Source organism: Herbaspirillum sp. WKF16, from assembly GCF_028993615.1.
GTDB lineage: Bacteria > Pseudomonadota > Gammaproteobacteria > Burkholderiales > Burkholderiaceae_D > Herbaspirillum.
In genome coordinates this window covers 1,484,817-1,507,558 of record NZ_CP118632.1, presented here as the reverse complement: position 1 = coordinate 1,507,558, position 22,742 = coordinate 1,484,817, and the positions used below count along the sequence as shown (strand labels likewise).

Here is a 22,742-nt window from a genome sequence, read left to right as displayed (position 1 = left end):
GAGAAACGTTCCGCTAAGAACCCGTCACGCTTTTATTCAATTGGAAGCCGTGTTGGGGCATATGCCGCTCGGATCGGTACCACCCGTTCCGGCGCTGCTCTCTGCCCATCGGCCGTTCCGCCGGGAACGCGCCTCTCGCAGGGTCCTAAGAGCCAGACTGCAGACCCATTTCATCAACTCCAGCAATCCGGCCCCGGGGCCGCCGCAACCGACTGCAAACTTGCCGCCAGGCAGCCTGCATATCGTATTTTGTTGGCGTTCATGAAATGAATTGGATTTTTCAACTTTTATCATCAAGAACTTACACCCGCAAGTGTAACCAAGTTCTCAAGACGAGAAAAACCCGCCAGCGGCCACATGAGTGACCGATGGCGGGCTATTGTTGCAGACTGACAACGATGTAGGCAAGCCTTATTCGCATTCAGCCGGCATCGCGGGATGCCGCCAGGAAACCCGGCGACTCCCGCCCTTTCAGTCCAGGTTGCCCAGGATGATGCGCAGCATGCGGCGCAGCGGCTCGGCGGCGCCCCACAGCAGTTGGTCGCCGATGACGAACGCAGAAATGTATTCCGGGCCCTGGTTCAGCTTGCGCACGCGGCCCACGCCGATTTCCAGGCCGCCGGTGACGGCTGCCGGGGTCAGTTCCTTGACCGTTACCGGACGCTCGTTGGGTACCCATTTCACCCACTGGTTGCCGGCGCGGATGATGGACTCGATTTCCGACAGCGGCAGGTCGCGCTTGAGCTTGATGGTCAGCGCCAGGCTATGGCAACGCATGGCGCCGATGCGCACGCACAGGCCGTCGACCGGAATGATCTTCTCGTTGCCGAGGATCTTGTTCACTTCGGCCTGGCCCTTCCACTCTTCCTTGGACTGGCCGTTCTCCAGCTGCGCGTCGATCCAGGGGATCAAACCACCGGCCAGGGGCGCGCCGAAGAACTCGGTCGGCACGTCTTCACGGATGGTCTTGGCGACCTTGCGGTCGATGTCCAGGATCGCCGACGACGGCGTGGCCAGCTCATCGGCCACGGCGGCGTTGATGACGCCCATGCCCTTCAACAGCTCACGCATGTGGTTGGCGCCGCCGCCGGAAGCGGCCTGGTAGGTCATGGAGCTGACCCACTCGACCAGGCCTTCCTTGAACAGGCCGCCCACGCCCATCAGCAGGATGGAGTTGGTGCAGTTGCCGCCGATGTAGTTCTTCACGCCCTTGGCCAGCGCGTCCTTGATGACGTTGTTGTTGACCGGATCGAGCACGATTACGGCGTCATCTTTCATGCGCAGGGTCGAGGCGGCGTCGATCCAGTAGCCGTCCCAGCCGGCGGCGCGCAGCTTGGGAAAGATCTCTGTGGTGTAGTCGCCGCCCTGCGCGGTAATGATGATGTCGCATTTTTTCAGCTCATCGATGCTGTTGGCGTCTTTCAGCGTCGTCGCCGTCTTGGCGAACGACGGCGCTTTGCCGCCTGCATTCGAAGTCGAGAAAAACACCGGTTCGATGTGATCGAAATCACCCTCGTCCTGCATGCGCTGCATCAGGACCGAACCCACCATTCCACGCCAGCCAACCAAACCAACCAGTTTCATCATCTTTCCCTATTTAGTACTTCCATGGTTATCAACGTCAATTGAACAACATGCCGGGATATCCGGCATCGGCTCTGTCCGCGCCGCGTCCAGCCTGGCTGGCGCGCCGCGAACGGATTCTCAACCCAGGGCCTTGACCACCGCCTCGCCCATCTGCTGGGTGTTGACCTTGGTGGTGCCCTCTTCGTAAATATCGGCGGTGCGCAGGCCTTGCGCAAGCACTTTCTTCACGGCGTTTTCGATGCGGTCGGCCTGCTCGGCGCGGTTCAGCGAGAAGCGCAGCATCATCGCCGCCGACAGGATGGTCGCCAGCGGATTGGCGATACCCTTGCCCGCGATGTCCGGCGCCGAACCGTGCGAGGGTTCGTACAGGCCCTTGTTGTTGGCGTCCAGCGAAGCCGAGGGCAGCATGCCGATGGAACCGGTCAGCATGGCGGCGGCGTCGGACAGGATGTCGCCGAACATGTTGCCGGTGACGATCACGTCGAAGTTCTTCGGCGCCTTGACCAGCTGCATGGCCGCATTGTCCACGTACATGTGCGACAGCTCGACGTTGGGATATTCCTTGCCGACTTCGGTGACGATGTCTTTCCAGAACTGGAAGGTTTCCAGCACGTTGGCCTTGTCCACGCTGCACAGGCGGCCGCCGCGCTTGGCCGCGGCCTGGAAAGCGACGTGCGCGATGCGGCGGATTTCCGGCTCCGAATAACGCATTGTATCGAATCCTTCGCGGGCGCCCTTGAACGGACCGTCCGGCGCTTCGCGCATGCCGCGCGGCTGGCCGAAGTAGATGTCGCCGTTGAGCTCGCGCACGATCAGGATGTCGAGGTTGGCCACCAGCTCGGGCTTGAGGGAGGAAGCGCCGGTCAGTTCCGGGTAGCAGATCGCCGGACGGAAGTTGGCGAACAGCTGCAGGTGCTTGCGCAGGCCCAGGATGGCTTGCTCGGGGCGCAGCGCGCGCTCCAGCTTGTCGTACTTCCAGTCGCCCACCGCGCCGAACAGGATGGCGTCGGCTTCCTTGGCCAGCTTCAAGGTGCCGTCCGGCAGCGGGTGGCCATGCGCCTCGTAGCCGGCGCCGCCGACCGGGGCGCTTTCCATCTCGAACTTTTCGCCCAGCGAATTCAGCACGCGAACCGCCTGGTCGACGATTTCAGGACCGATGCCGTCACCCGGCAGGATTGCAATCTTCATGGCACTCTCTTTTCTCAAGATGGATTTCAGGGTTATGAATGACAAGGGCGGTCATCTGACCGCCCTTTGCTGTGTTTCCGACGATCCGCTCAGATCGTGTTGCTCAGCCAGGGCTGTTCGTACAGGCGTTTCTCTTCGTAGGCACGAATGGTGTCCGATTTGCGTAGAGTCAGGCCGATATCGTCGAAGCCGTTGAGCAGGCAGTACTTGCGGAATTCGCTGATGTCGAACGGGAAGGCTTCGCTGCCGCTGGTGGTGGTGACCACCTGCTTTTCCAGGTCGATGATCAGGCGATAGCCGGGGAAAGCCTTCACTTCATTGAACAGGCGGTCGACCTGCTGTTCGGACAGCGCGATCGGCAGCAGGCCGTTCTTGTAGCAGTTGTTGAAGAAGATGTCGGCGAAGCTTGGCGCGATCACCGCGCGGAAGCCGTACTGGTCCAGCGCCCACGGCGCGTGCTCGCGCGAGGAGCCGCAGCCGAAATTCTTGCGCGCCAGCAGGATAGAGGCGCCCTGATAGCGCTGCTGGTTGAGCACGAAGTCCGGGTTCAGCGGGCGCTTGGAATTGTCCATGCCCGGCTCGCCGTGGTCGAGGTAGCGCCACTCGTCGAACAGGTTGGGGCCGAAGCCGCTGCGCTTGATCGACTTCAGGAACTGCTTCGGAATGATGGCATCGGTATCGACGTTGGCGCGATCGAGCGGTGCAACCAGACCTTCGTGGACGATAAATTTATTCATGGCCTTGAGTCGGCGCGACCGGCATGCAATGCCGCTGCGCCCTTCCTGTTTCTGTTCAAAAACTGCCGCTGCGGCGTGGCGGCCGCGGCGGTTTCCAGATTACTTCTTGCTGGCGTCCTGCATCTTTTCACCGGCCTGCTGCACGTCCTTGCCGAAGCCGTTGACGGTATTGCAGCCGGCCAGCGAGGCCAGGGCTGCGAGCAGCAGGAACAGGGCGGAGATTTTTTTCATGTTTATTCTCTCTCGAAAAAATGCAGCTTACAGCGAGCGCACGTCGACGAAGTGGCCGGCGATGCCTGCGGCCGCGGCCATCGCCGGGCTCACCAGGTGGGTACGGCCGCCTGCGCCCTGACGGCCCTCGAAATTGCGGTTCGAGGTCGACGCGCAGCGCTCGCCCGGTTCCAGGCGGTCGGCGTTCATGGCCAGGCACATCGAGCAGCCCGGCTCGCGCCATTCGAAGCCGGCGTCACGGAATATCCGGTCCAGGCCTTCGCGTTCGGCTTGCTCCTTGACCAGGCCGGAACCCGGCACCACCATCGCCAGCTTGACGTTGGAGGCGCGGAACTTGCCGCGCACCACCGCCGCCGCTTCGCGCAGGTCTTCGATGCGCGAGTTGGTGCAGGAGCCGATGAACACCTTGTCGATGCGGATGTCCTCGATCGGGGTATTGGGCTTCAGGGCCATGTAGGCAAGGGCCTTTTCCATGCCGTCGCGCTTGGTCGGGTCCTTTTCCTTGTCGGGATCGGGCACGCGGGCGTCAACCGACACCACCATCTCGGGCGAGGTGCCCCAGGTGACCTGCGGCTTGATGTCGGCGGCGTTGAGCGTGACGACCATGTCGAACTTGGCGCCCGGATCGGAATGCAGCGTGCGCCAGTACGACACCGCGCGCTCCCAGTGCGGGCCTGCCGGCGAATACGGGCGGCCCTTCAGGTAGTTCATCGTGGTGTCGTCGAAGGCCACCATACCGGCGCGCGCACCCGCTTCGATGGCCATGTTGCACACCGTCATTCGGCCTTCCATGGACAGCGAGCGCATGGTCGAGCCGGCGAATTCGATGGCGTAGCCGGTGCCGCCGGCGGTGCCGATCTTGCCGATCACGGCCAGCACGATGTCCTTGGCGGTGACGCCGGCCGGCAGCGCGCCGTCGACCTGCACCAGCATGGCCTTGGACTTGCGCGCCAGCAGCGTTTGCGTGGCCAGCACGTGCTCCACTTCGGAGGTGCCGATGCCATGCGCCAGCGCGGCGAAGGCGCCGTGCGTGGAAGTGTGCGAGTCGCCGCAGACGACCGTCATGCCGGGCAGCGTGGCGCCCTGCTCGGGGCCGATCACGTGGACGATGCCCTGACGCTTGTCGTTCATGCCGAAATAGGTCAGGTCGTATTCCTTGGCGTTGCCGTCCAGGGTCTCGACCTGCAGGCGCGAGATCGGGTCGGCGATGCCATTTGCGCGATCGGTGGTGGGGACGTTGTGGTCCGCCACCATCAGGTTGGCCGAATTACGCCATGGTTGACGTCCGGCTAGCTTTAAGCCTTCGAAGGCTTGCGGGCTGGTCACCTCGTGGAGCAGATGGCGGTCGATATACAGGATGGCGGTACCGTCATCTTCCGTATGAACGACGTGCGACTCCCAGAGTTTGTCGTAAAGCGTCTTGAGCATGTTGCGGTCCTGCGGAAACAGAAAGGGATGCTGATCGTTGAAAACAGCATTTGATTATGCCATAAAGCGACAGGTCTTACCTTCCCGCCGTGTTTTCCGCCGCACGGCAACAACAGCCAATAATGCTGCGAAGCAGCAGAAAAAGCGCAGAAGAAGCGGCGCAAACAAAAAACCCGGCATTTGCAGGCCGGGTTCCAGGGAAGCAAGCTTCGCGCTCAGCGCGTCTTGCGCGCCTGCTGGTAGAGCGGCTCGACCCGTTGCGCGTACACCGTCAGGTCGGCAATGCGGTCGGCGCTGGAGGGGTGGGTGGACATGAACTTCATCGGCTCCTCCCCGCCCAGCCTGGCCATCTTCTGCCACAGCGTCACCGCCGCCTTCGGGTCGTAGCCGCCGCGCGCGGCCAGCTCGACGCCGATGCGGTCGGCCTCGGTCTCGTTGGCGCGCGAATTGGGCAAGCCCATCAAGCCCATGTAGGCGTACTGCGCGCCCTGCTGGCCGACGTCGCCCAGGCCCAGCAGCGCCGCGCCGATGGAGATGGCCGAGTTGGCGACCATCTGCTGCGAGGCGCGCTCGCGCGCATGCTCGCGCAGCGCGTGGGCGATCTCGTGGCCCATCACCGCGGCCAGTTCGTCATCGGTGATCTTCAGCTTGTCGATCAGGCCGGTATAGACCGCGATCTTCCCGCCCGGCATGCACCAGGCGTTGGTGTCGTCGGAGTTCAGCACGTTGACTTCCCAACTCCACTTCAGCGCATCGGGACGGAACACGCCGGTCTGCGGAATCAGGCGATTGGCGATGGTCTTGACCCGTTGGGCCTGCGCCGCGTTGCGGTTCAGGAGACCCTTGCCGCGGGCTTCGGCCAGCACCTGCTGGTACTCCTTGCTGGCCTGGGTTTCCATGTCCTTCGAGGACACCAGCATGCTCTGCTTGCGGTCGATGCCGACGGCGCCGCCCTGGGTGGTCTGCACGGTCTCGCATGCGACCAGTCCGGCCAGGGTCAGCGCCAGCATGCTGTTCTTGATGATGGGGTTCAGCGCCATGTCCGCCTCCTTTGGATTGCATCGTTGATATGGATAGCTGCCGGAAAGATATTTCCCGGCAGCGATGATACCGCCTGCGCGCGCATCGCCGGCGGCATTTTCCGCGCAATTCGGAGCGCCGCCGGCACGAAATGGTTCAGGAAAAACAAAAGCCGGCGATCGCTTGACGACGGCCGGCTCTTGTCTCGAAAAGGATCGATCAGCGCAGCTGCGGCGTATCGACCTTGACATCGCCGCATTGCGCGCGATGGCGCAGCGCGTGGTCCATCAGCACCAGCGCCAGCATGGCCTCGGCGATCGGCGTGGCGCGGATGCCCACGCAGGGATCGTGGCGGCCGAAGGTTTCCACCGAGATCGGGTTGCCGTCCTTGTCGATCGACGGGCGCGGCGTGCGGATGCTGGAGGTCGGCTTGATGGCGATGGAGGCGGTGATGTCCTGCCCGGTCGAGATGCCGCCCAGGATGCCGCCGGCGTTGTTGCCGACGAAGCCTGCAGGCGTCAGCGCGTCGCCGTGCTCCGAGCCCTTCTGCGCCACCGATCGGAAACCGGCCCCGATCTCCACGCCCTTGACCGCGTTGATGCCCATCAGCGCAAAGGCGATCTCGGCGTCGAGCTTGTCGTACAGCGGCTCGCCCAGGCCGACCGGCACGTTCTGCGCCACCACCTCGATGCGCGCGCCGATGGAGTCGCCTTCCTTGCGCAGGGCGTCCATGTAGTCCTCCAGGCGGGGAATGATGTCGGCGTTGGCGGCGAAGAAGGGGTTGTTGGGCACGTGCTCCCAGGACTGGAACGGAATCGCGATCTCGCCCAGCTGGCTCATGCAGCCCTTGAAGGTGGTGCCGTACTTCTCGAACAGCCACTTCTTGGCGATGGCCGCCGCGCCCACTACCGGCGCCGTCAGGCGCGCCGACGAGCGGCCGCCGCCGCGCGGATCGCGGATGCCGTACTTGTGCCAGTAGGTATAGTCGGCATGGCCGGGACGGAAGGTGTCGAGGATGTTGCCGTAGTCCTTGCTGCGCTGGTCCTGGTTGCGGATCAGCAGCGCAATCGGGGTGCCGGTGGTCTTGCCTTCATACACGCCGGACAGGATCTCGACGGTGTCGGGCTCCTGGCGCTGCGTGACGTGGCGCGAGGTGCCGGGGCGGCGGCGATCCAGTTCCGGCTGGATGTCGGCCTCCGACAGCGTCATCCCCGGCGGGCAGCCGTCGACCACGCAGCCGATGGCCGGGCCGTGGGATTCGCCGAAGGTGGTGACCGTGAAGAGAGTACCGAGGGTATTGCCGGACATGATGGGATTCGCGCAAGGACGGGTAAAAGAGCGATTTTACCAGTCCCGCGCGCCGGCGACGAGCGCCCTACTTCCACTCGCCGCGCAGCGCGCCGACCCTCTCCTGCAGCAGCTCCGGCGACACCTCCCCGGGCGGGATCGGTTCACCCACCACCAGTTGCAGTCGCGAGAACAGGCCCCGCTTGAAGCGGCGCGCCAGCGGATTGCCCGGGTCGCGCGACAGCAGGCTGCCCCACAGCCCGCGCAGCGCCATCGGCAGCACCGGCACCGGCGTGCGCTCGATGATCTTCAGTACGCCGCCGCGGAAGGGATTCATCTCGCCGTCGCGGGTGAGCTTGCCTTCGGGGAAGATGCACACCAGCTCGCCCTCGTGCAGCGCCTGGGCGATATCGACGAAGGCCTTCTCGGTCAGCCAGGGGTTTTCCTTGACCGGCGCGATGGGAATCGCGCGGGCGTTGCGAAACACCCAGGACAGCACCGGGATCTTGAAGATCTGGTGATCCATCACGAAGCGGATCGGCCGCGGGCTGGCCGCCATGATGACGATGGCGTCGACATAGCTGACATGGTTGCACACCAGCACGCCGGCGCCGTGTACGGGAATGGCTTCGCCGTTGGTCACGCGTACGCGGTAGAAGGTGTGAATCAGCAGCCAGGCCAGGAAGCGCATCAGGAATTCCGGCACCAGCGAGAAGATGTAGGCCGCCACCACCGCATTGAGGATCGCCGTGACCAGGAAGATCTCGGGAATCGTGAAGCCGGCCTTGAGCAGCGCCATCGCCACCAGCGCGGCCACCACCATGAACAGCGCGTTCATGATGTTCATGCCGGCGATGGTGCGCGAGATGTGGGCCGGGTCGCAGCGGGTCTGGATCAGCGCGAACAGCGGCACGATGTAGAAGCCGCCGAACACGCCGATGCCCAGGCAGTCGAGCAGGATGCGCCAGCTGCCGCCATGCGCCAGGAAGCCGGCCAGGTCGAGGACCGCCGCCGGCGCCGCATACGCGCGGCTGGCGAAGTACAGCTCCAAGCCGAATACCGACAGGCCGATCGCGCCGAACGGCACCAGGCCGATCTCCACCTTGCGGCCGGACAGCCGCTCGCACAGCAGCGAACCGGCGCCGATGCCCACCGAGAACACCGCCAGCAGCAGCACGAACACGCTATGGTCGCCGTGCAGGTAGTTCTTCGCGTAGAGCGGGAACTGCGCCAGCATGATGGCGCCGTAGAACCAGAACCAGGAATTGCCCAGCAGCGACAGGAACACCGTACGGTTGCGCCGCGAGAAGCCCAGGTTGCGCACGGTTTCGGTCAACGGATTCCAGTTGACCTTGAGCGCCGGGGCCGGCGCCGGCGAATCCGGGATGCCCAGGCTGGCCAGCCAGCCCAGCACGGCAAAGCCCAGCGTCACGCCGGCCACCAGCTGCAGCCCCCAGGGCTTGTACACCACCAGCACCGCGCCCAGGATCTCGCCCAGCAGGATGCCCACGAAGGTGCCCATCTCGATCAGGCCGTTGCCGCCGACCAGTTCCTCGCGCCGCAGCTGTTGCGGCAGGTAGGCGTACTTGACCGGGCCGAACAGGGTCGAATGGATGCCCATGCCGACCACCGCCGCCACCAGCAGCCACAGGTGGTGCGTCATCCAGCCATAGGCGGCGACGGCCATGATGGCGATCTCCAGCAGCTTGACGAAACGCGCCACCCGCCCCTTCTCCAGCTTGTCCGCCAGTTGGCCGGCGGTGGCCGAGAACAGGAAGAACGGCAGGATGAAGAGACCCGGGATGAGGTTGTTGAGCAACCCGGTATCCATCGTCGTCCACGACAGGGCGTCGTAGGTCAGGATGGTCATCAACGCGGTCTTGAAGACGTTGTCGTTGAGCGCGCCGAGGAATTGGGTCCAGAAGAAAGGGGCGAAGCGCCGTTGGGCGAACAGGGTGAACTGGTTGTTCTTTTGCATGGACGGATCGTGGCGTGGATCGGTGGATTCTGCAATGGCGAAACGACGAGAACTGGCCTGAAGATCGATGAAGGTCGGCCCAGGCAATAAAAAACCGCTCCCGGGGGAACGGTTCGGGCGTCGGCGGGAACCGCGATGCGCCGGCCGCTGCCGGCGCCGCCGGCCGGCCCCGGCGCGAGCGCCCGCGCGGCTCAGCTGTTGTTCTCGCGCTCCTCTTCCTCGGCCGGCCAGTCGCGAATGTAGGCCTTGAGCATCTTGTTCTCGAAGCCCTGCGCATCCAGCACCGCCTTGGCGACGTCATAGAAGGACATCACGCCCAGCACGGTGCGCGCCTCCATCACCGGCACATAGCGCGCGTGCTTTTCCAGCATGATGCGGCGCACTTCGTTCAAGTCGGTATCGGGGGTGACGGTGATCGGCGCATCGTTCATGTGCTTGCGCACGGTCGAGCCGCCCAGGGCGCCGCCGTTCTTGTGCAGCGTCAGCAGCACTTCGCGGAAGGTCAGCATGCCGACCAGGTCGCCGTATTCCATGACCACCAGCGAGCCGATGTCTTTCTCGGCCATGGCGGTGACGGCCTCCTGAATCGGGGTTTCCGGCGTGACGGTGAAGAGGATGTTGCCTTTGACCTTCAGGATTTCAGAGACTTTCATGATGTCGTCCTAAATATTGTGCTGTTTTGAATGTAGGCGATGGTGCCTGAAAAATCCAATTCATGCAGGCAACATGCGACGCGCCTGCACATCCGGCGCCGCATGGCCACATGGTACGGTCAAGCGCGCGATTTGGGCAACCGCCAATCGCGCCGGGACGAAACTATTTCGCCGGCTTGCCGCCGGCATTTGAATATCGCGCTCGCGCTGACTAAGCTGAAAACATCAGCATTCTGGGAGATGAGCGTGTCCACTGCACTGCCCGACCGTGAATACGCCGGATTCAGCGATTTCTATCCGTCATACCTGAGCGAACACTCGCATCGAACCAACCGCCAGCTGCATTTCCTCGGCTCGACGCTGGCGCTGCTGTGCCTGATGCTGGTGCTGATCACCCATCAGTGGTGGTGGCTGGCGGCGGCCGTGCTGTGCGGCTACGGCTTCGCCTGGATCGGCCATTTCGTGGTCGAGAAGAACCGGCCGGCGACCTTCCGCCATCCGTTCTATTCCTTCATGGGCGACTGGGTGATGTACTGGCAGATGCTGACCGGCCAGATTTCCTTCTGAAGCGCCGCCCGGCGCTCAGCGTTCCCACATGCGGCGCCGCTCCTCCAGCGGCACGGCGGCATACGGCGTGGCCGCGACGGTGGCGGCCAAGCTTTGCTGCACTGCCTCATGCGCCAGGCAATAATCTTCCAGCGATTGTTCGAGCACGGCGTCGATGGCCGAACCGACCCGGGTGGCCAGCGCGCCGTCCTCCTCGGCCTGCTGCAGCACGGCCGGATCGAACACGAACAGCTTGTAGACCTGCGCCAGCTTCAGCGCGGCGGGGTTGGCCACCAGCGTCCAGCGATCCATGTCGTCGGTGATGCGACGGTTCCAGGCCGCCTTGCGCGAGGTCTCCGGCTTGACCGAGGCCACCCATCCGGCCTCGGCCATCTGGCCCAGCAGGTGCTGCAGCTCGCCCAGGCCCAGGTGGGTGGCGCGGCGCACCTCATCCATGGCGACCACTGCCGAATCCACACCCACGCGCGCGGCATGCAGGAACTTGAGCAGCTTGACCGCGTCGATGAACTCCGCCCCCGGCGACGAGACGTGCCACCAGCGCTCGTAGCGCACCACCGGCAGCGCCGCCGTCAGCAGCGCCCCCATGAGCGTGATCATCCACATCATGTAGACCCACACCAGGAAGATCGGCAGCACCGCCACCGCCCCGTAGACCACCGTATAGGTCGGGAACTGGAGGATGTAGACCGCGAACAGGCGCTTGGAGATTTCCACGCAGATGCCGGCCACCACGCCGCCGGCCAGCGCGTCGCGCCAGTCCACGGTCTGGTTGGGCACGGTGCTGTAGAGCAGCGTGTAGGCCAGCGTCGAAAGCGTCAGCGACACCAGCGCGTAGAAGGTCGTGCCCAGCCACGGCAAGCTCTTGACGGCGCCGCCGGTGGCCGTCGAAAGGTAGGAGGTCACGCTGATCGACACCCCGATCAGGAGCGGCCCCAGCGTGATGATGGCCCAGTACACCAAGACCCGCTGCAGCAGCGGGCGCGACTTCTTGACGCGCCAGATCTGGTTGAACACGCTCTCGATGGTGGACATGGTCAGCACCGAGGTCAGGATCAGCGCCACCGCGCCCACCGCCGACAGCCGCGCCGATTTCGAGGCGAACTGGTTGAGGTAGCCGACGATGGTGTTGGCCACGCCCTTGGGCATCAGGTTCTCGACGAAGTAGGCCTCCAGCGAGGCGCGGAAGGTCGAGAACAGCGGGAAGGCGGTAAACAGCGCCAGCGCGATGGTCAGCATCGGCACCAGCGACAGGATGGTGGTGAAGGTCAGGCTGCCCGCCACCTGCGGCAGGCGATCCTCGCCCAGCCGGCGCGCGGCGAAGCGGAACAGATCGCGCAACTGCTGACGTGTCAGGCCTCGCATATGGGAAAAGGAAAAACGCAAAGGAGCCATTGGTGTGTGCGACAAACGAAAAACAACGCGGGAAGACCGTTCCCGCGCTTGCATGGTTCCTGCCGGCCCGCCCCTCGACGGGTCATGCCGACGGCCGCGGCGCCTGCCGGCCGAAGGTGGCGGCGGCGCACCCGGCGGCATCGGGAACTGTGGCGATTATCGCCCAAGCAGACGGCAAATCCTAAAAAACCGCGCGCTTCGATGGATTTTCTTCATTTGATCGGCTGCATTTTTCAACAAAAAAGCGCCGGTCCGAACGATTCCCGAATGAGGCAAGGGAAAAAAACGGAAATATAATGACTTCATGAACACCGCCGCCACCTCCCCCGCCTCCTCCGCCAACGTCACCGTGCTGGTGCTGTATTACTCGCGCCACGGCGCCACCCGCAAGCTGGCCGAGCTGATCGCCCAGGGCGTGGAAAGCGTGCCCGGCTGCGACGCGCGCCTGCGCACGGTGCCGGCGGTGTCGACGGTGGCCGAAGCGGTCGAACCGGATGTGCCGGCCAGCGGCGCGCCCTATGTGGAAGCGTCCGACCTGGAAGACTGCCACGGCCTGGCGCTGGGTTCGCCGACGCGCTTCGGCAACATGGCCGCGGCGATGAAATATTTCTGGGACGGCACCGCGCCGCAGTGGCTCTCCGGCACGCTGGCAGGCAAGCCGGCCTGCGTCTTCACCTCGACCGGCAGCATGCACGGCGGCCAGGAGTCCACCCTGCTGTCGATGATGATTCCCCTGCTGCACCACGGCATGCTGCTGCTGGGCTTGCCCTACACGCATCCGGAACTGATGAATACCAGCAGTGGCGGCACCCCTTACGGGGCCAGCCACTGGGCGGGCGTCAACGGCAACCAGCCGCTGTCGGACGACTCGCGCGCCCTGGCCATTGCGCTGGGAAAAAGGCTGGCAGAGACCGCAAAACAATTACGGAGACCATCATGAGCAGCAGCCGCGCACGCTATTTCCACGCAGGAGCCACCGCCAGCCTGATTTTCCTGATCCTGTTATGCCTGGCCTGGGAACTGGCGCTGGCGCCGCTGCGGCCGGGCGGCTCGTGGATGGTGCTCAAGGTGGTGCCGCTGCTGCTGCCGCTGCGCGGCGTGCTCAAGCGCGATGTCTACACCATGCAATGGTCGTCGATGCTGATCCTGGTCTACCTGGCCGAAGGCCTGGTACGCGCCACCAGCGACGCCTCGCATACCTCGGTGCTGCTGGGCTGGGGCGAAGTGGCGCTGTCCGGCATCTACTTCATGTGCGCGCTGCTGTACCTGCACCCGTTCAAGAAGGCCGCCAAGGAAATCGCCCGCCAGGCGATCCAGAAGGCGTCGCAGTAAATCCCCGCCCCCTCCGCTCCTCCTCCGCGCGCCGTCCGGCGCGCGGAACCCGTCATCGCACAGCCATGAATGAATTCCTGCAAGCCTGCCGCACGGCCATCGGCGCGGCGCATGTCCTGACCGAAGCGGGCGACACCGCCGGCTACCTGACCGACCAACGCGGGCGCTACACCGGCCGCGCCGTCGCCGTGCTGCGTCCGGCCGACACCGGCGAGACGGCGACCATCGTCAAGCTGTGCGCGCAATACCGCGTGCCGCTGGTGCCGCAAGGCGGCAATACAGGACTGGTGTTGGGCAGCGTGCCCGACCAGCAGGGCAATGCGGCGGTGCTGTCGCTGCGCCGGATGAACCGCATCCGCGCCGTCGATCCGGTCAACAACACCATGACGGTGGACGCCGGCTGCATCCTGCAGCACATCCAGCAGGCTGCGGCGGCGGCGGACCGGCTGTTCCCGCTGTCGCTGGCGGCCGAGGGCAGCTGCACCATCGGCGGCAACCTATCCACCAATGCCGGCGGCACCGGCGTGCTGCGCTATGGCAATACGCGCGAGCTGTGCCTGGGGCTGGAGGTGGTGACCGCGCAGGGCGAGGTGATGAGCAGCCTCAAGGGCCTGCGCAAGGACAACACCGGCTACGACCTGCGCGACCTATTCATCGGCGCCGAAGGCACGCTGGGCGTGATCACCGGCGCGGTGCTCAAGCTCTTCCCGCAGCCGCGCGCCCAGGTCACCGCGCTGGCCGCGCTGGACTCGCCGGCGCAGGCGCTGCAACTGCTGAACCGCGCGCAGGCGCGCTGCGGCCCGGCCCTGACGGGCTTTGAGCTGATGTCGGATTTCTGCCTGCAGCTGGTGTGCAAGCACTTCGCCGACCAGCGCCTGCCCTTCGCCGCGCGCCATGCGCAATACGTGCTGCTGGAGCTGTCGGACAGCGAATCGGAAGCGCACGCCCGCACCATCTTCGAGGACGTGATCGGCGACGCGCTGGAACACGGCATCATCGACGACGCCGTGATCGCGTCCTCCATCGCGCAATCGAAATCGCTCTGGCAACTGCGCGAGAACATTTCGATGGCGCAGGCGCATGAGGGCAAGAACATCAAGCACGACATCTCGGTGCCGATCTCCCGCATCGCCGAATTCATCGAAGTCACCGACCGCCTGGTGCAGCAGGCCGCGCCGTCCTGCCGCATGGTCACCTTCGGCCACCTGGGCGACGGCAACCTGCACTACAACGTCTCGCCGCCGGAAGGCGTGGCCGACGCCGAATTCCTCGGCCGGCAGCACGCCATCAACCAGGTGGTGTACGACAGCGTGGATCGCTTCGGCGGCTCGATCTCGGCCGAACACGGCCTGGGCGCCCTCAAGCGCGAAGAAATCACGCGCTACAAGTCGCCGGTAGAACTTGGCCTCATGCGCGCCATCAAACAGGCGCTGGATCCGCACAATCTGATGAATCCGGGCAAGGTCATCTGAGCCCACCAGGCCGCCGACAGAGCGGCCCGATCTCATCTGCAGCGGCAGGGAGCCTGGTCGCGCGTTCGTCGGGACGCGCCCTTCTTCCCCTTGCCGCGAGCCCCATGATCCTTCGTCACTGCCTGCGCCTTTGCGCGCTCCCCCTCCTGCTGGCGAGCTCGCCGTGCTTCGCCGCCATCTACAAATGCAGCGGCGACGACGCCGTCGTCTATGCCGACCAGCCTTGCGACGATGCGCAGCGCCAGGCGCCTCCCCTGCAATCGCTGCCGACGATCCCGGCATTCCGGCAGGGATCGCCCGCCCGCGCCGGCAAAAGCGATCCGACATCCGCAGGCGCGCGCCGAAAAGAGAATAGGGAGAAAAAGGAGAAAGCGGACGCCGCTCAAGGGAAGAAATGCCTCCGGCTGGAGTTGCATCGCCGCTGGGCCGGGCAGGATCTGCAAGCCGCGCAGGCGCAACCCTTGCTGATCCAGGACAAGACGCTGGAGAACGCGCGCCGCAAGGCGCGCCGCGCCGACGAGCAATATCGGCTGGAGTGCGCAGCGCCTTCCTGAGCGGCGCGCGCAGGCGACAAAAAGGGCGGACGCCAACCAGGCCGCCCGCCCCAAACCTCCCCCTCAGGAGTTCCTTGCGCCCGCTCGCGATTCAAAGCGGGTCATGCATCTCATTGCGCCGCCCTCACGGCAGGCGCGCGCGCTCCGGCGAAACGTCGATGATCCGCGCGGGCTGCTGCGCCATGCCCGGCAGGGCCTCGCCGCGCAGGTTGAATACCGAGACCAGTTGCGACAACTTGCCGGCCTGCTCCTGCAGCGATTGCGCCGCGGCCGCGGCCTGCTCGACCAGCGCCGCGTTCTGCTGCGTGTTCTCGTCCATCTGCGCGATGGCGCGATTGACTTCCTCGATACCGGTGCTCTGCTCATGGCTGGCTGCGGTGATCTCCGACATCACGTCGGTCACGCGGCGCACGCTGGCCACCACCTCGTCCATGGTGTTGCCGGCTTGCGCCACCAGCTGGCTGCCGGCGCCGACCTTCTCCACCGAATCATCGATCAGGCCCTTGATCTCCTTGGCGGCGGCCGCCGAGCGTTGCGCCAGCGAACGCACTTCCGAGGCGACCACCGCGAAGCCGCGGCCCTGCTCGCCGGCGCGCGCGGCTTCCACCGCTGCATTGAGCGCCAGGATGTTGGTCTGGAAGGCGATGCCGTCGATCACGCTGATGATGTCGACGATCTTGCGCGAGGAATCGTTGATCGAGGCCATGGTCTGCACCACCTGGCTGACCACCGTGCCGCCCTGCTCCGCCACTTCCGAGGCGGAGGCGGCCAGTTGGTTGGCCTGGCGCGCGTTGTCGGCGTTCTGCTTGACGGTGGAGGTGAGCTGCTCCATCGCCGAGGCGGTCTCTTCCAGCGCGCCGGCCTGCTGCTCGGTGCGGCCGGACAGGTCGAGGTTGCCGTTGGCGATTTCCGAGGATGCGGTGTTGATGGTCTCGGTGCCCACCCGCACGTTGCTGACGATGTTGCGCAGGCTGGAGTTCATGTCATGCAATGCCTGCAGCAGCTGGCCCGCCTCGTCCTTGCTCTTGACCGTGATCTCGGCGGTCAGGTCGCCCTGCGCCACCTGGCGCGACACCATCACCGCGGTATTGAGCGGGCGGGTGATGCCCACCGTCAGGAACCAGGCGCAGACGACGCCGAAGGCCAGCACCAGCACTTCCAGCACGCCCAGCATGACCGCGCTCTGGTTGGCGATGCGCTCATTGGTCACGGCCAGTTCGTCCAGCGTCTTGCGCTGCAGGTTCATCAGCTGTTCCACGCCTTCCTGGTAGGCCCTGGCGGCCGGCAGGTAGTCTTTTTCCAGCGCGTTCTTGATGAATTCCTGGTCGGGATTGTCCTTGGCCTTTTCCTTGTAGATGACGTCGCGGGTGGCAAGGTATTGCTTGCGCAGCGTGCCGGTGATCTTGGTGAGCAGCTGCTTTTCTTCCTCGCTCTCGACCAGCGCCTCGACGTTCTTCTGCAGCACCGTCGACACGCGCGTGGCTTCGTCGGTCTCGGGCTTGAAGAAGGCCGACAGCGAGGGATCGGTGCTCTTGGCCACCGCGGTGGCGCGGCGGATGCCAGCGTAGGTGTTGCGGTACCAGTCGGAGATGTAGCGTTCCTTGGCGATGGGCTTGTCCATCATCTGCTGGGTGCCCTGGGCCAGCGTCTGCAGGCGCCACATCCCGATGCCAGTGATCAGGACCGACAAGCCCAGGATGACGGCGAAGCCCAGCGCCAGGCGCTTGCCGATTTTCATGTTGCCGATGATGCTCATGGTGTACTCCGTCCTCCGCCGGTCGACGCCGGCATTTCTGATTTTGCTCCCCCCGCGCGCGGCGGGTACGCCACCCTCCCCGGGCAGCCAGCTGGTCAGTGCATCTTGAAGGCGGCCCGGACAAACCCATCGCCGGAATAACCGGTGCGGCAACGGCCAATTTATCGGATGGGAATCGCGGCGCTGCGGCGCGCCCCGGGCGGACTTCCGGACGGCGCAAAGAAAAACGCCCGGCAATTCCCGGGCGTTAGGAAAATCATTCGATTCCAGGCCGGCGTCACGCCGAAATCAGGCCTGCCCCATGGCTTCCTGCAAGGGGCGGATTGCCTGCAGGAACTGTTCGGGCGCCATCGGGCGGCCCATCAGATAGCCTTGCAATGCATCGCAGCCCACCGAGGTGAGGAAGTCCTGCTGCAGTTGCGTCTCCACCCCCTCTGCCACGATGCGCAGATTGAGCGTGCGGCCCAGCGCCACGATGGCCGAGACGATAGCCGCGTCCTCGGTGCCGGCCGAGAGGTCGCGCACGAAACCGCGGTCGATCTTGAGTTCGTTGGCCGGCAGCCGCTTGAGGTACAGCAGGCTGGAATAGCCGGTGCCGAAATCGTCGATCGAGATATCCACGCCCAGCTCGGCGATCTTCTCCAGCGTCTGCATGCTGGCCGCGGTGTCGTGCATGGCGGTCGACTCGGTCACTTCCAGCGTCAGGCAACGCGGCGGCAACTGATGCTTCTCCAGCGTGCCGCGCACCAGCTCCAGCAGGTTGGGATCGGCGAACTGCAATGCCGACAAATTCACCGCGATCTTCCAGTTGCTGTAGCCCAGCGCCATCCACTCGCGCATCTGGCGACAGGCTTCGTCCAGCACCCAGGCGCCGATCGGGATGATCAGGCCGGAGCGCTCGGCCAGTCCGATGAATTCATCCGGGCCGACCACGCCATGCACCGGATGCTGCCAGCGCAGCAGCGCCTCGGCGCCGATCACCGGGCCGTCGGGCGAACGGAACTTGGGCTGGTAGACCAGCCTGAACTGCTTGCGCTCCAGCGCCACGCGCAGGTCCTGCAGCCATTGAAGCTGGTTGTGCGCGTTGGCGTTCATGGACGGCTCGAAGAAGTTGTAGCCGTTGCGGCCGCTGCGCTTGGTGTGGTACATCGCGGCGTCGGCGTTGATCACCAGGTCGTGGCGGGTGCTGCCGTCGTCCGGGTAGATGGCGATGCCGACGCTGGCCGAGACGCGCAGTTCGTGCTTTTCGACGGTGAAGGGCTGGCCCACCACCTCCACCAGCTTCTCGGCGACCGGCATGGCGTCGTCGGGCCGGGCCAGTTCCACCAGGATCACGAACTCGTCGCCGCCCAGGCGCGCCACCGTGTCGTGCGCGCGCATGGAGCAGATCAGGCGATCCGCCACCTCGACCAGCAGGCGGTCGCCGATGTGGTGGCCCAGCGAATCGTTGATGGCCTTGAAGCCGTCCAGGTCCATGAACATCAGCGCGAAATGGCCGTTGCTGCGGGCCGCCTTGTTGATGGCCTGGGTCAGGCGATCTTCCAGCAGCGTGCGGTTGGGCAGCTTGGTGAGCTGGTCGTGCAGCACCATCTGCGTCAGTTCTTCATTGGCTTCGGCCAGCGAACGCGCCAGCTTGGCGGTGCGCGATTCCAGCCGCGCATCCAGCACCGAGGTCAGCAGCGCGATGGTCAGCACCGCCAGCGTCACCACCACGATCAGGATCGCCAGCCAGCCGGGGCTGACGCCCTCGCGCGCGGCCGTGCAGATCGCATCGGAACGGAAGTTGGCGGCCGCCATGCCGGTGTAGTGCATGCCGACGATGGCCGCGCCCATCACCACCGAGGCGCCGGCGCGCGCGGCCCGCACGTAAGGGGTGTTCTTGCGCAGATGGAAGGCGATCCACAGCGCTGCGGCGGAGGCGGCGATGGCGATGGCCACCGATGCCGTGAACAGCAGCGGGTCATACTCGATGCCGGGATTCATGCGCATGGCGGCCATGCCGGTATAGTGCATGCCGGCGATGCCGATGCCCATGAGCAGGGCGCTCTTGCCCAGGCGGCGCAGCGGCAGGTCGGTGCGGGTCACGGTCCACAGGGCGTAGCCGGACACGGCGATGGCGATCACCAGCGACAGCACGGTGATCCAGGGATCGTAGCCCAGCATGATGGGCAGGCGGAAAGCCAGCATGCCGATGAAGTGCATCGACCAGATGCCGATGCCCATGGCGACGGCGCCGCCGGCCAGCCACATGCGGGCCGCGCCGGCCTGCTGGCCGCTGGTGGTATTGATGCGCTCGGCCATATCCAGCGCCGTGTAGGAGGCGAGGATTGCGACCAGGAGTGAGACGACCACCAGCAAGTGGTCGTAAGTAGCGCTTAACATGGCAATTGGTAGTACGTATCAGAACGTCGGTTGTCGGGATATGCCGGGTGCGGGTCCCTCGCCCGCTCGCCCCTGGATTCTCCCTTCCCGACGGGAAAACCGCCCCAGATCAAATCATTCCCAGCCACTGCTGAAGCAAGCTTAGTGGGGGCCTCATTCTGCCACAATCAGGGAATACCCGTTGTCAGATTGACATTTCGACAAGCCCGCGGGCGTCGTGCGGACGCGAGTCCGGCAACTTTATCGGCGACATTTGATCTCTGCATCAGGCCCGATCTTTACAAGAATCAACAATGGCGGATCCATTCGCCGACGCGCCTTCTGATTCAACGGCCACCATTCATACAACTTCAACAAGGACAATATGCGCCGCTTCAGTACTCCACGCAAACCGCATGCGCCCGGCGCGCGGTTCCCTTTGGCCGGCGCGCTGCGCGCGGCATCGCTCTGCCTGCTATTGCCCGGCGCCGCCCAGGCCGGCATCTCGGTGCTGCAGCCGGCCAAGCGCATCGACGCCAGCAAGCCGCTTGAACTCACCCTTCTGGTGAGCGAGGATGAGCAGGACGAAGGCACTTACCGCCTGCCGCCGACCCTGACGGTCGCCGCCTCGGCCGACATGATCCCGCCGGTGCAGATCGCGCTGCAGCGCGACGGCGCCGCCGACAGCGTCAGCTTGAAACGGGGCGAATTCCGCAAGGTGCATTACCGCGCGATGCTGCCCGAACGCCTGCGCGGCATGGTGCGCATCGAGCCCATCGGCATCGACGCCTCGCCGGTGCTGGTGGCGGTGGTCCGCCCGGACGCCGGCCTGCCGCCGCTGGCCGCATCGCCCGACCTGCTCAACGCGCCGCTGGCGGACTCCGCCAGCAAGACTGCGCCGATCGCGCCCTCGGCCTCGGTGGTCACGCCCGGCGCCAACGCCCCGGCCGCCGCCAGCGCGCCGGCGGCGGAAGACATCCTGGCCAACAGCACGCGGCTGTCCTTCCATGAGCCCATGTATTTCCAGGTCGGCGACAGCGGCAACAACACCAACGCCAAGTTCCAGCTCAGCTTCAAGTTCCGCCTCTTCATGCCGGACGATCCGCGTTCCCGGAGCCTGTTGAACAATCTCTACTTCGGCTACACGCAATTCTCGCTGTGGGACCTGTCGGCGCCATCGGCGCCGTTCCGCGACACCAGCTATCGTCCCAGCCTGTTCTACTACCTGCCCGACCTGGGATTGCGCAACGGCGTGTTCAGCCGCATCGGCATCGCCACCGGCCTGGAGCATGAATCCAACGGCAAGGATGGCGCCGACTCGCGCAGCGTGAACACCTATTTCGTCCAGCCCACGCTCAACGTCGGCAACCTCAACGACTACCACCTGACGGTCTCGCCCAAGCTCTACGCCTACCTCGGCCCCACGCGCGACAACCGCGACATCGGCAGCTACCGCGGCCACATGGACCTGAAGCTGGCCTACGGCAAACCCGATGGCTGGGAGCTCGCGACCACGCTGCGCCGTGGCAGCGGCGGCAGCCACGGCAGCGCCGACACCCAGGTCTCCTACCCGCTCTCGCGCCTGCTGCCGGGCACCGCCGGCTACCTGGTGGCCAGCTATTTCTATGGCTATGGCGAGAGCCTGCTGACCTACAACCAGAAGGAGCATCCGCAATTGCGCATCGGCTATGCGCTGTGGCGATGATGCGCCGGCGGGGATGAAAAAAAACGGGGACGACATCTGTCATCCCCGTTTTTCGTATTGCGCGGCAATCGCTTCAGGCCACCGGCGTGCGCATGGTCACGAACTCCTCGGCCGAGGTCGGATGGATGCCGATGGTCATGTCGAACTGCGCCTTGGTGGCGCCGCATTGCAATGCCACGGCAAAGCCCTGGATCACTTCGCCGGCATCGCCGCCGACCATGTGCACACCCAGCACGCGGTCGCTGCCCGCATCCACCACCAGCTTCATGAAGGTACGTTCGGTATTGCGCGAGAGCGTGTTCTTGAGCGGCTTGAAATCGGTCTTGAAGATCTTCACCTCGCCGACCTGCTTGCGCGCCTCTTCCTCGGTGAGGCCGACCGTGCCGATGTTGGGATGGCTGAATACCGCCGTCGGGATGTTCTGGTAGGAGATCTTGCGCTCGCCGCGGCCGAACAGGCGCGCCACCACCACCATGGCCTCGGCCAGCGCGACCGGCGTCAGCGCCACGCGGTCGATGACGTCGCCCACCGCGAGGATGGAGGGCACGCTGCTTTCGAAATCGTCGTTGACCTTGATCGCGCCGTTCTTCTCCAGCGTCACGCCGGCCTGCTCCAGCCCCAGCTTGCCTGTATTCGGGGTGCGGCCGGTGGCGAACAGCACGCACTCGGCCTGCAGGGTCTCGCCGTTGGTCAGGCGCACGTCCTTGGCGGTTTGCTCGCCGCCGTCCTGCGCCGAGATCGCCTCGATGTTGGCGTCGAACACCAGCCGGATGCCCTTCTTGGCCATCTCGTCGGCCAGGAACACGCCGAGGTCGGCGTCCATCGTGCGCAGCAGGCGCTCGCGGCGATAGACCAGGGTCACCTGGCTGCCCAGGCCGTTGAGGATGGAAGCCAGCTCCACCGCGATATAACCGCCGCCCAGCACCACCGCGCGCTTGGGCAGCGCCTTCAGGTGGAAGAAGTCGTCGGAGGTGATGCCGAACCCGGCGCCGGGAATCGCCGGCTTGTCCGGGTGACCGCCGGTGGCTACCAGGATGTGCCCGGCGGTGAAGCGCTTGCCGTCGACGTTGACGGTATGCGCATCCTCCACGGTGGCGAAGCCGCGATGCAGATCGACGTTGGCGCCGTCCAGCAGGCGCTTGTAGATATCGTTCAGATGGGCGATCTCGCGATCCTTGTTGGCGATCAGCGTGGTCCAGTCGAAGCGCTGCTGGCCGTCCAGCGTCCAGCCGTAGCCGGCGGCATCGGCGAAGTCGCTGTGGAAGTGCGCGCTGTAGGACATCAGCTTCTTGGGAATGCAGCCTACGTTGACGCAGGTGCCGCCCAGGTCGCCCTTCTCGGCCAGGCCCACGCGTGCGCCGGCCTGGCCGGCGAAGCGCGCCGCGCGCACGCCGCCGGAACCGCCGCCGATGGTGTAAAGGTCGTAATCGTATTGGCTCATTTCCTGTTCTCCATGCTCGGTTCGCGCGGGATCGCCCGCGCATTGTCCAGCCG

At 65.1% G+C, this 22,742-nt stretch carries 19 protein-coding genes; 6 read left to right on the top strand and 13 right to left on the bottom strand.

From position 1 onward, the window contains the following. Positions 1-471 precede the first annotated feature (471 nt). From asd to Herbaro_RS06665, 9 genes are all read right to left on the bottom strand, one after another. Positions 472-1,584, bottom strand: coding sequence for an aspartate-semialdehyde dehydrogenase (asd, locus tag Herbaro_RS06705; RefSeq protein ID WP_275013054.1), 1,113 nt, complete (start codon positions 1,582-1,584; stop codon positions 472-474). A gap of 120 nt (positions 1,585-1,704) precedes the next feature. Next, positions 1,705-2,775, bottom strand: coding sequence for a 3-isopropylmalate dehydrogenase (gene leuB, locus Herbaro_RS06700; RefSeq protein WP_275013053.1), 1,071 nt, complete (start codon positions 2,773-2,775; stop codon positions 1,705-1,707). Between the two features lie 89 nt (positions 2,776-2,864). Continuing rightward, the gene (leuD, locus tag Herbaro_RS06695) at positions 2,865-3,512 is read right to left on the bottom strand and encodes a 3-isopropylmalate dehydratase small subunit (RefSeq protein WP_275013052.1); all 648 of its coding nucleotides are present in this window, start codon (positions 3,510-3,512) and stop codon (positions 2,865-2,867) included. Between the two features lie 99 nt (positions 3,513-3,611). After that, the gene (locus Herbaro_RS06690; protein WP_275013051.1) at positions 3,612-3,743 is read right to left on the bottom strand and encodes an entericidin A/B family lipoprotein; all 132 of its coding nucleotides are present in this window, start codon (positions 3,741-3,743) and stop codon (positions 3,612-3,614) included. Between the two features lie 27 nt (positions 3,744-3,770). After that, complete coding sequence (gene leuC, locus Herbaro_RS06685) at positions 3,771-5,171, bottom strand: 3-isopropylmalate dehydratase large subunit (protein WP_275013050.1); 1,401 nt, start codon at positions 5,169-5,171, stop codon at positions 3,771-3,773. Positions 5,172-5,386: 215 nt separating this feature from the next. Continuing rightward, positions 5,387-6,211 (bottom strand): M48 family metallopeptidase, encoded by an 825-nt coding sequence (locus Herbaro_RS06680; protein ID WP_275013049.1) that lies wholly within the window; start codon positions 6,209-6,211, stop codon positions 5,387-5,389. Positions 6,212-6,410: 199 nt separating this feature from the next. Continuing rightward, entirely contained in the window at positions 6,411-7,499 is a 1,089-nt protein-coding gene (aroC, locus tag Herbaro_RS06675) for a chorismate synthase (protein ID WP_275013048.1), read from the bottom strand. A gap of 67 nt (positions 7,500-7,566) precedes the next feature. After that, on the bottom strand, positions 7,567-9,456 hold the full coding sequence (locus Herbaro_RS06670) for an MFS transporter (RefSeq protein WP_275013047.1): 1,890 nt from the start codon (positions 9,454-9,456) through the stop codon (positions 7,567-7,569). Between the two features lie 191 nt (positions 9,457-9,647). Next, positions 9,648-10,109 (bottom strand): CBS domain-containing protein, encoded by a 462-nt coding sequence (locus tag Herbaro_RS06665; protein WP_275013046.1) that lies wholly within the window; start codon positions 10,107-10,109, stop codon positions 9,648-9,650. A gap of 246 nt (positions 10,110-10,355) precedes the next feature. On the opposite strand from Herbaro_RS06665, the gene Herbaro_RS06660 reads away from it, so the two are divergent. After that, positions 10,356-10,676: an Mpo1-like protein gene (locus tag Herbaro_RS06660; protein ID WP_275013045.1), complete on the top strand. Its 321-nt coding sequence runs from the start codon at positions 10,356-10,358 to the stop codon at positions 10,674-10,676. A 15-nt stretch (positions 10,677-10,691) separates the two neighbouring features. On the opposite strand, the gene Herbaro_RS06655 is transcribed toward Herbaro_RS06660, so the two are convergent. Then, complete coding sequence (locus Herbaro_RS06655) at positions 10,692-12,038, bottom strand: YihY family inner membrane protein (protein WP_275013044.1); 1,347 nt, start codon at positions 12,036-12,038, stop codon at positions 10,692-10,694. Between the two features lie 334 nt (positions 12,039-12,372). Between Herbaro_RS06655 and wrbA the strand changes: the two genes are divergently transcribed. The 4 genes from wrbA to Herbaro_RS06635 all read left to right on the top strand — a co-directional run bounded on the left by wrbA (position 12,373) and on the right by Herbaro_RS06635 (position 15,426). Then, on the top strand, positions 12,373-13,008 hold the full coding sequence (gene wrbA, locus Herbaro_RS06650) for an NAD(P)H:quinone oxidoreductase (RefSeq protein WP_275013043.1): 636 nt from the start codon (positions 12,373-12,375) through the stop codon (positions 13,006-13,008). Next, on the top strand, positions 13,005-13,400 hold the full coding sequence (locus Herbaro_RS06645; RefSeq protein WP_275013042.1) for a DUF2069 domain-containing protein: 396 nt from the start codon (positions 13,005-13,007) through the stop codon (positions 13,398-13,400). Before wrbA ends, Herbaro_RS06645 begins: the two co-directional genes overlap by 4 nt. A 65-nt stretch (positions 13,401-13,465) precedes the next feature. Continuing rightward, positions 13,466-14,872 carry an FAD-binding oxidoreductase gene (locus Herbaro_RS06640; RefSeq protein WP_275013041.1) on the top strand — a complete coding sequence of 469 codons (1,407 nt, stop codon included), beginning with the start codon at positions 13,466-13,468 and terminating at the stop codon, positions 14,870-14,872. 104 nt (positions 14,873-14,976) lie between these two features. Then, positions 14,977-15,426, top strand: coding sequence for a hypothetical protein (locus tag Herbaro_RS06635; protein ID WP_275013040.1), 450 nt, complete (start codon positions 14,977-14,979; stop codon positions 15,424-15,426). Between the two features lie 124 nt (positions 15,427-15,550). Here Herbaro_RS06635 and Herbaro_RS06630 read toward each other — a convergent pair whose 3' ends face one another. Together Herbaro_RS06630 and Herbaro_RS06625 are read right to left on the bottom strand one after the other, a co-directional pair. Next, complete coding sequence (locus Herbaro_RS06630) at positions 15,551-17,182, bottom strand: methyl-accepting chemotaxis protein (RefSeq protein WP_275013039.1); 1,632 nt, start codon at positions 17,180-17,182, stop codon at positions 15,551-15,553. A gap of 288 nt (positions 17,183-17,470) precedes the next feature. Beyond that, complete coding sequence (locus Herbaro_RS06625; RefSeq protein WP_275013038.1) at positions 17,471-19,564, bottom strand: putative bifunctional diguanylate cyclase/phosphodiesterase; 2,094 nt, start codon at positions 19,562-19,564, stop codon at positions 17,471-17,473. Between the two features lie 364 nt (positions 19,565-19,928). Here Herbaro_RS06625 and Herbaro_RS06620 point away from each other — a divergent pair, with 364 nt between their 5' ends. After that, the gene (locus Herbaro_RS06620) at positions 19,929-21,248 is read left to right on the top strand and encodes a phospholipase A (RefSeq protein ID WP_275013037.1); all 1,320 of its coding nucleotides are present in this window, start codon (positions 19,929-19,931) and stop codon (positions 21,246-21,248) included. Positions 21,249-21,321: 73 nt separating this feature from the next. On the opposite strand, the gene gorA is transcribed toward Herbaro_RS06620, so the two are convergent. Then, the gene (gene gorA / locus Herbaro_RS06615; RefSeq protein ID WP_275013036.1) at positions 21,322-22,689 is read right to left on the bottom strand and encodes a glutathione-disulfide reductase; all 1,368 of its coding nucleotides are present in this window, start codon (positions 22,687-22,689) and stop codon (positions 21,322-21,324) included. Between the last annotated feature and the right edge of the window lie 53 nt (positions 22,690-22,742).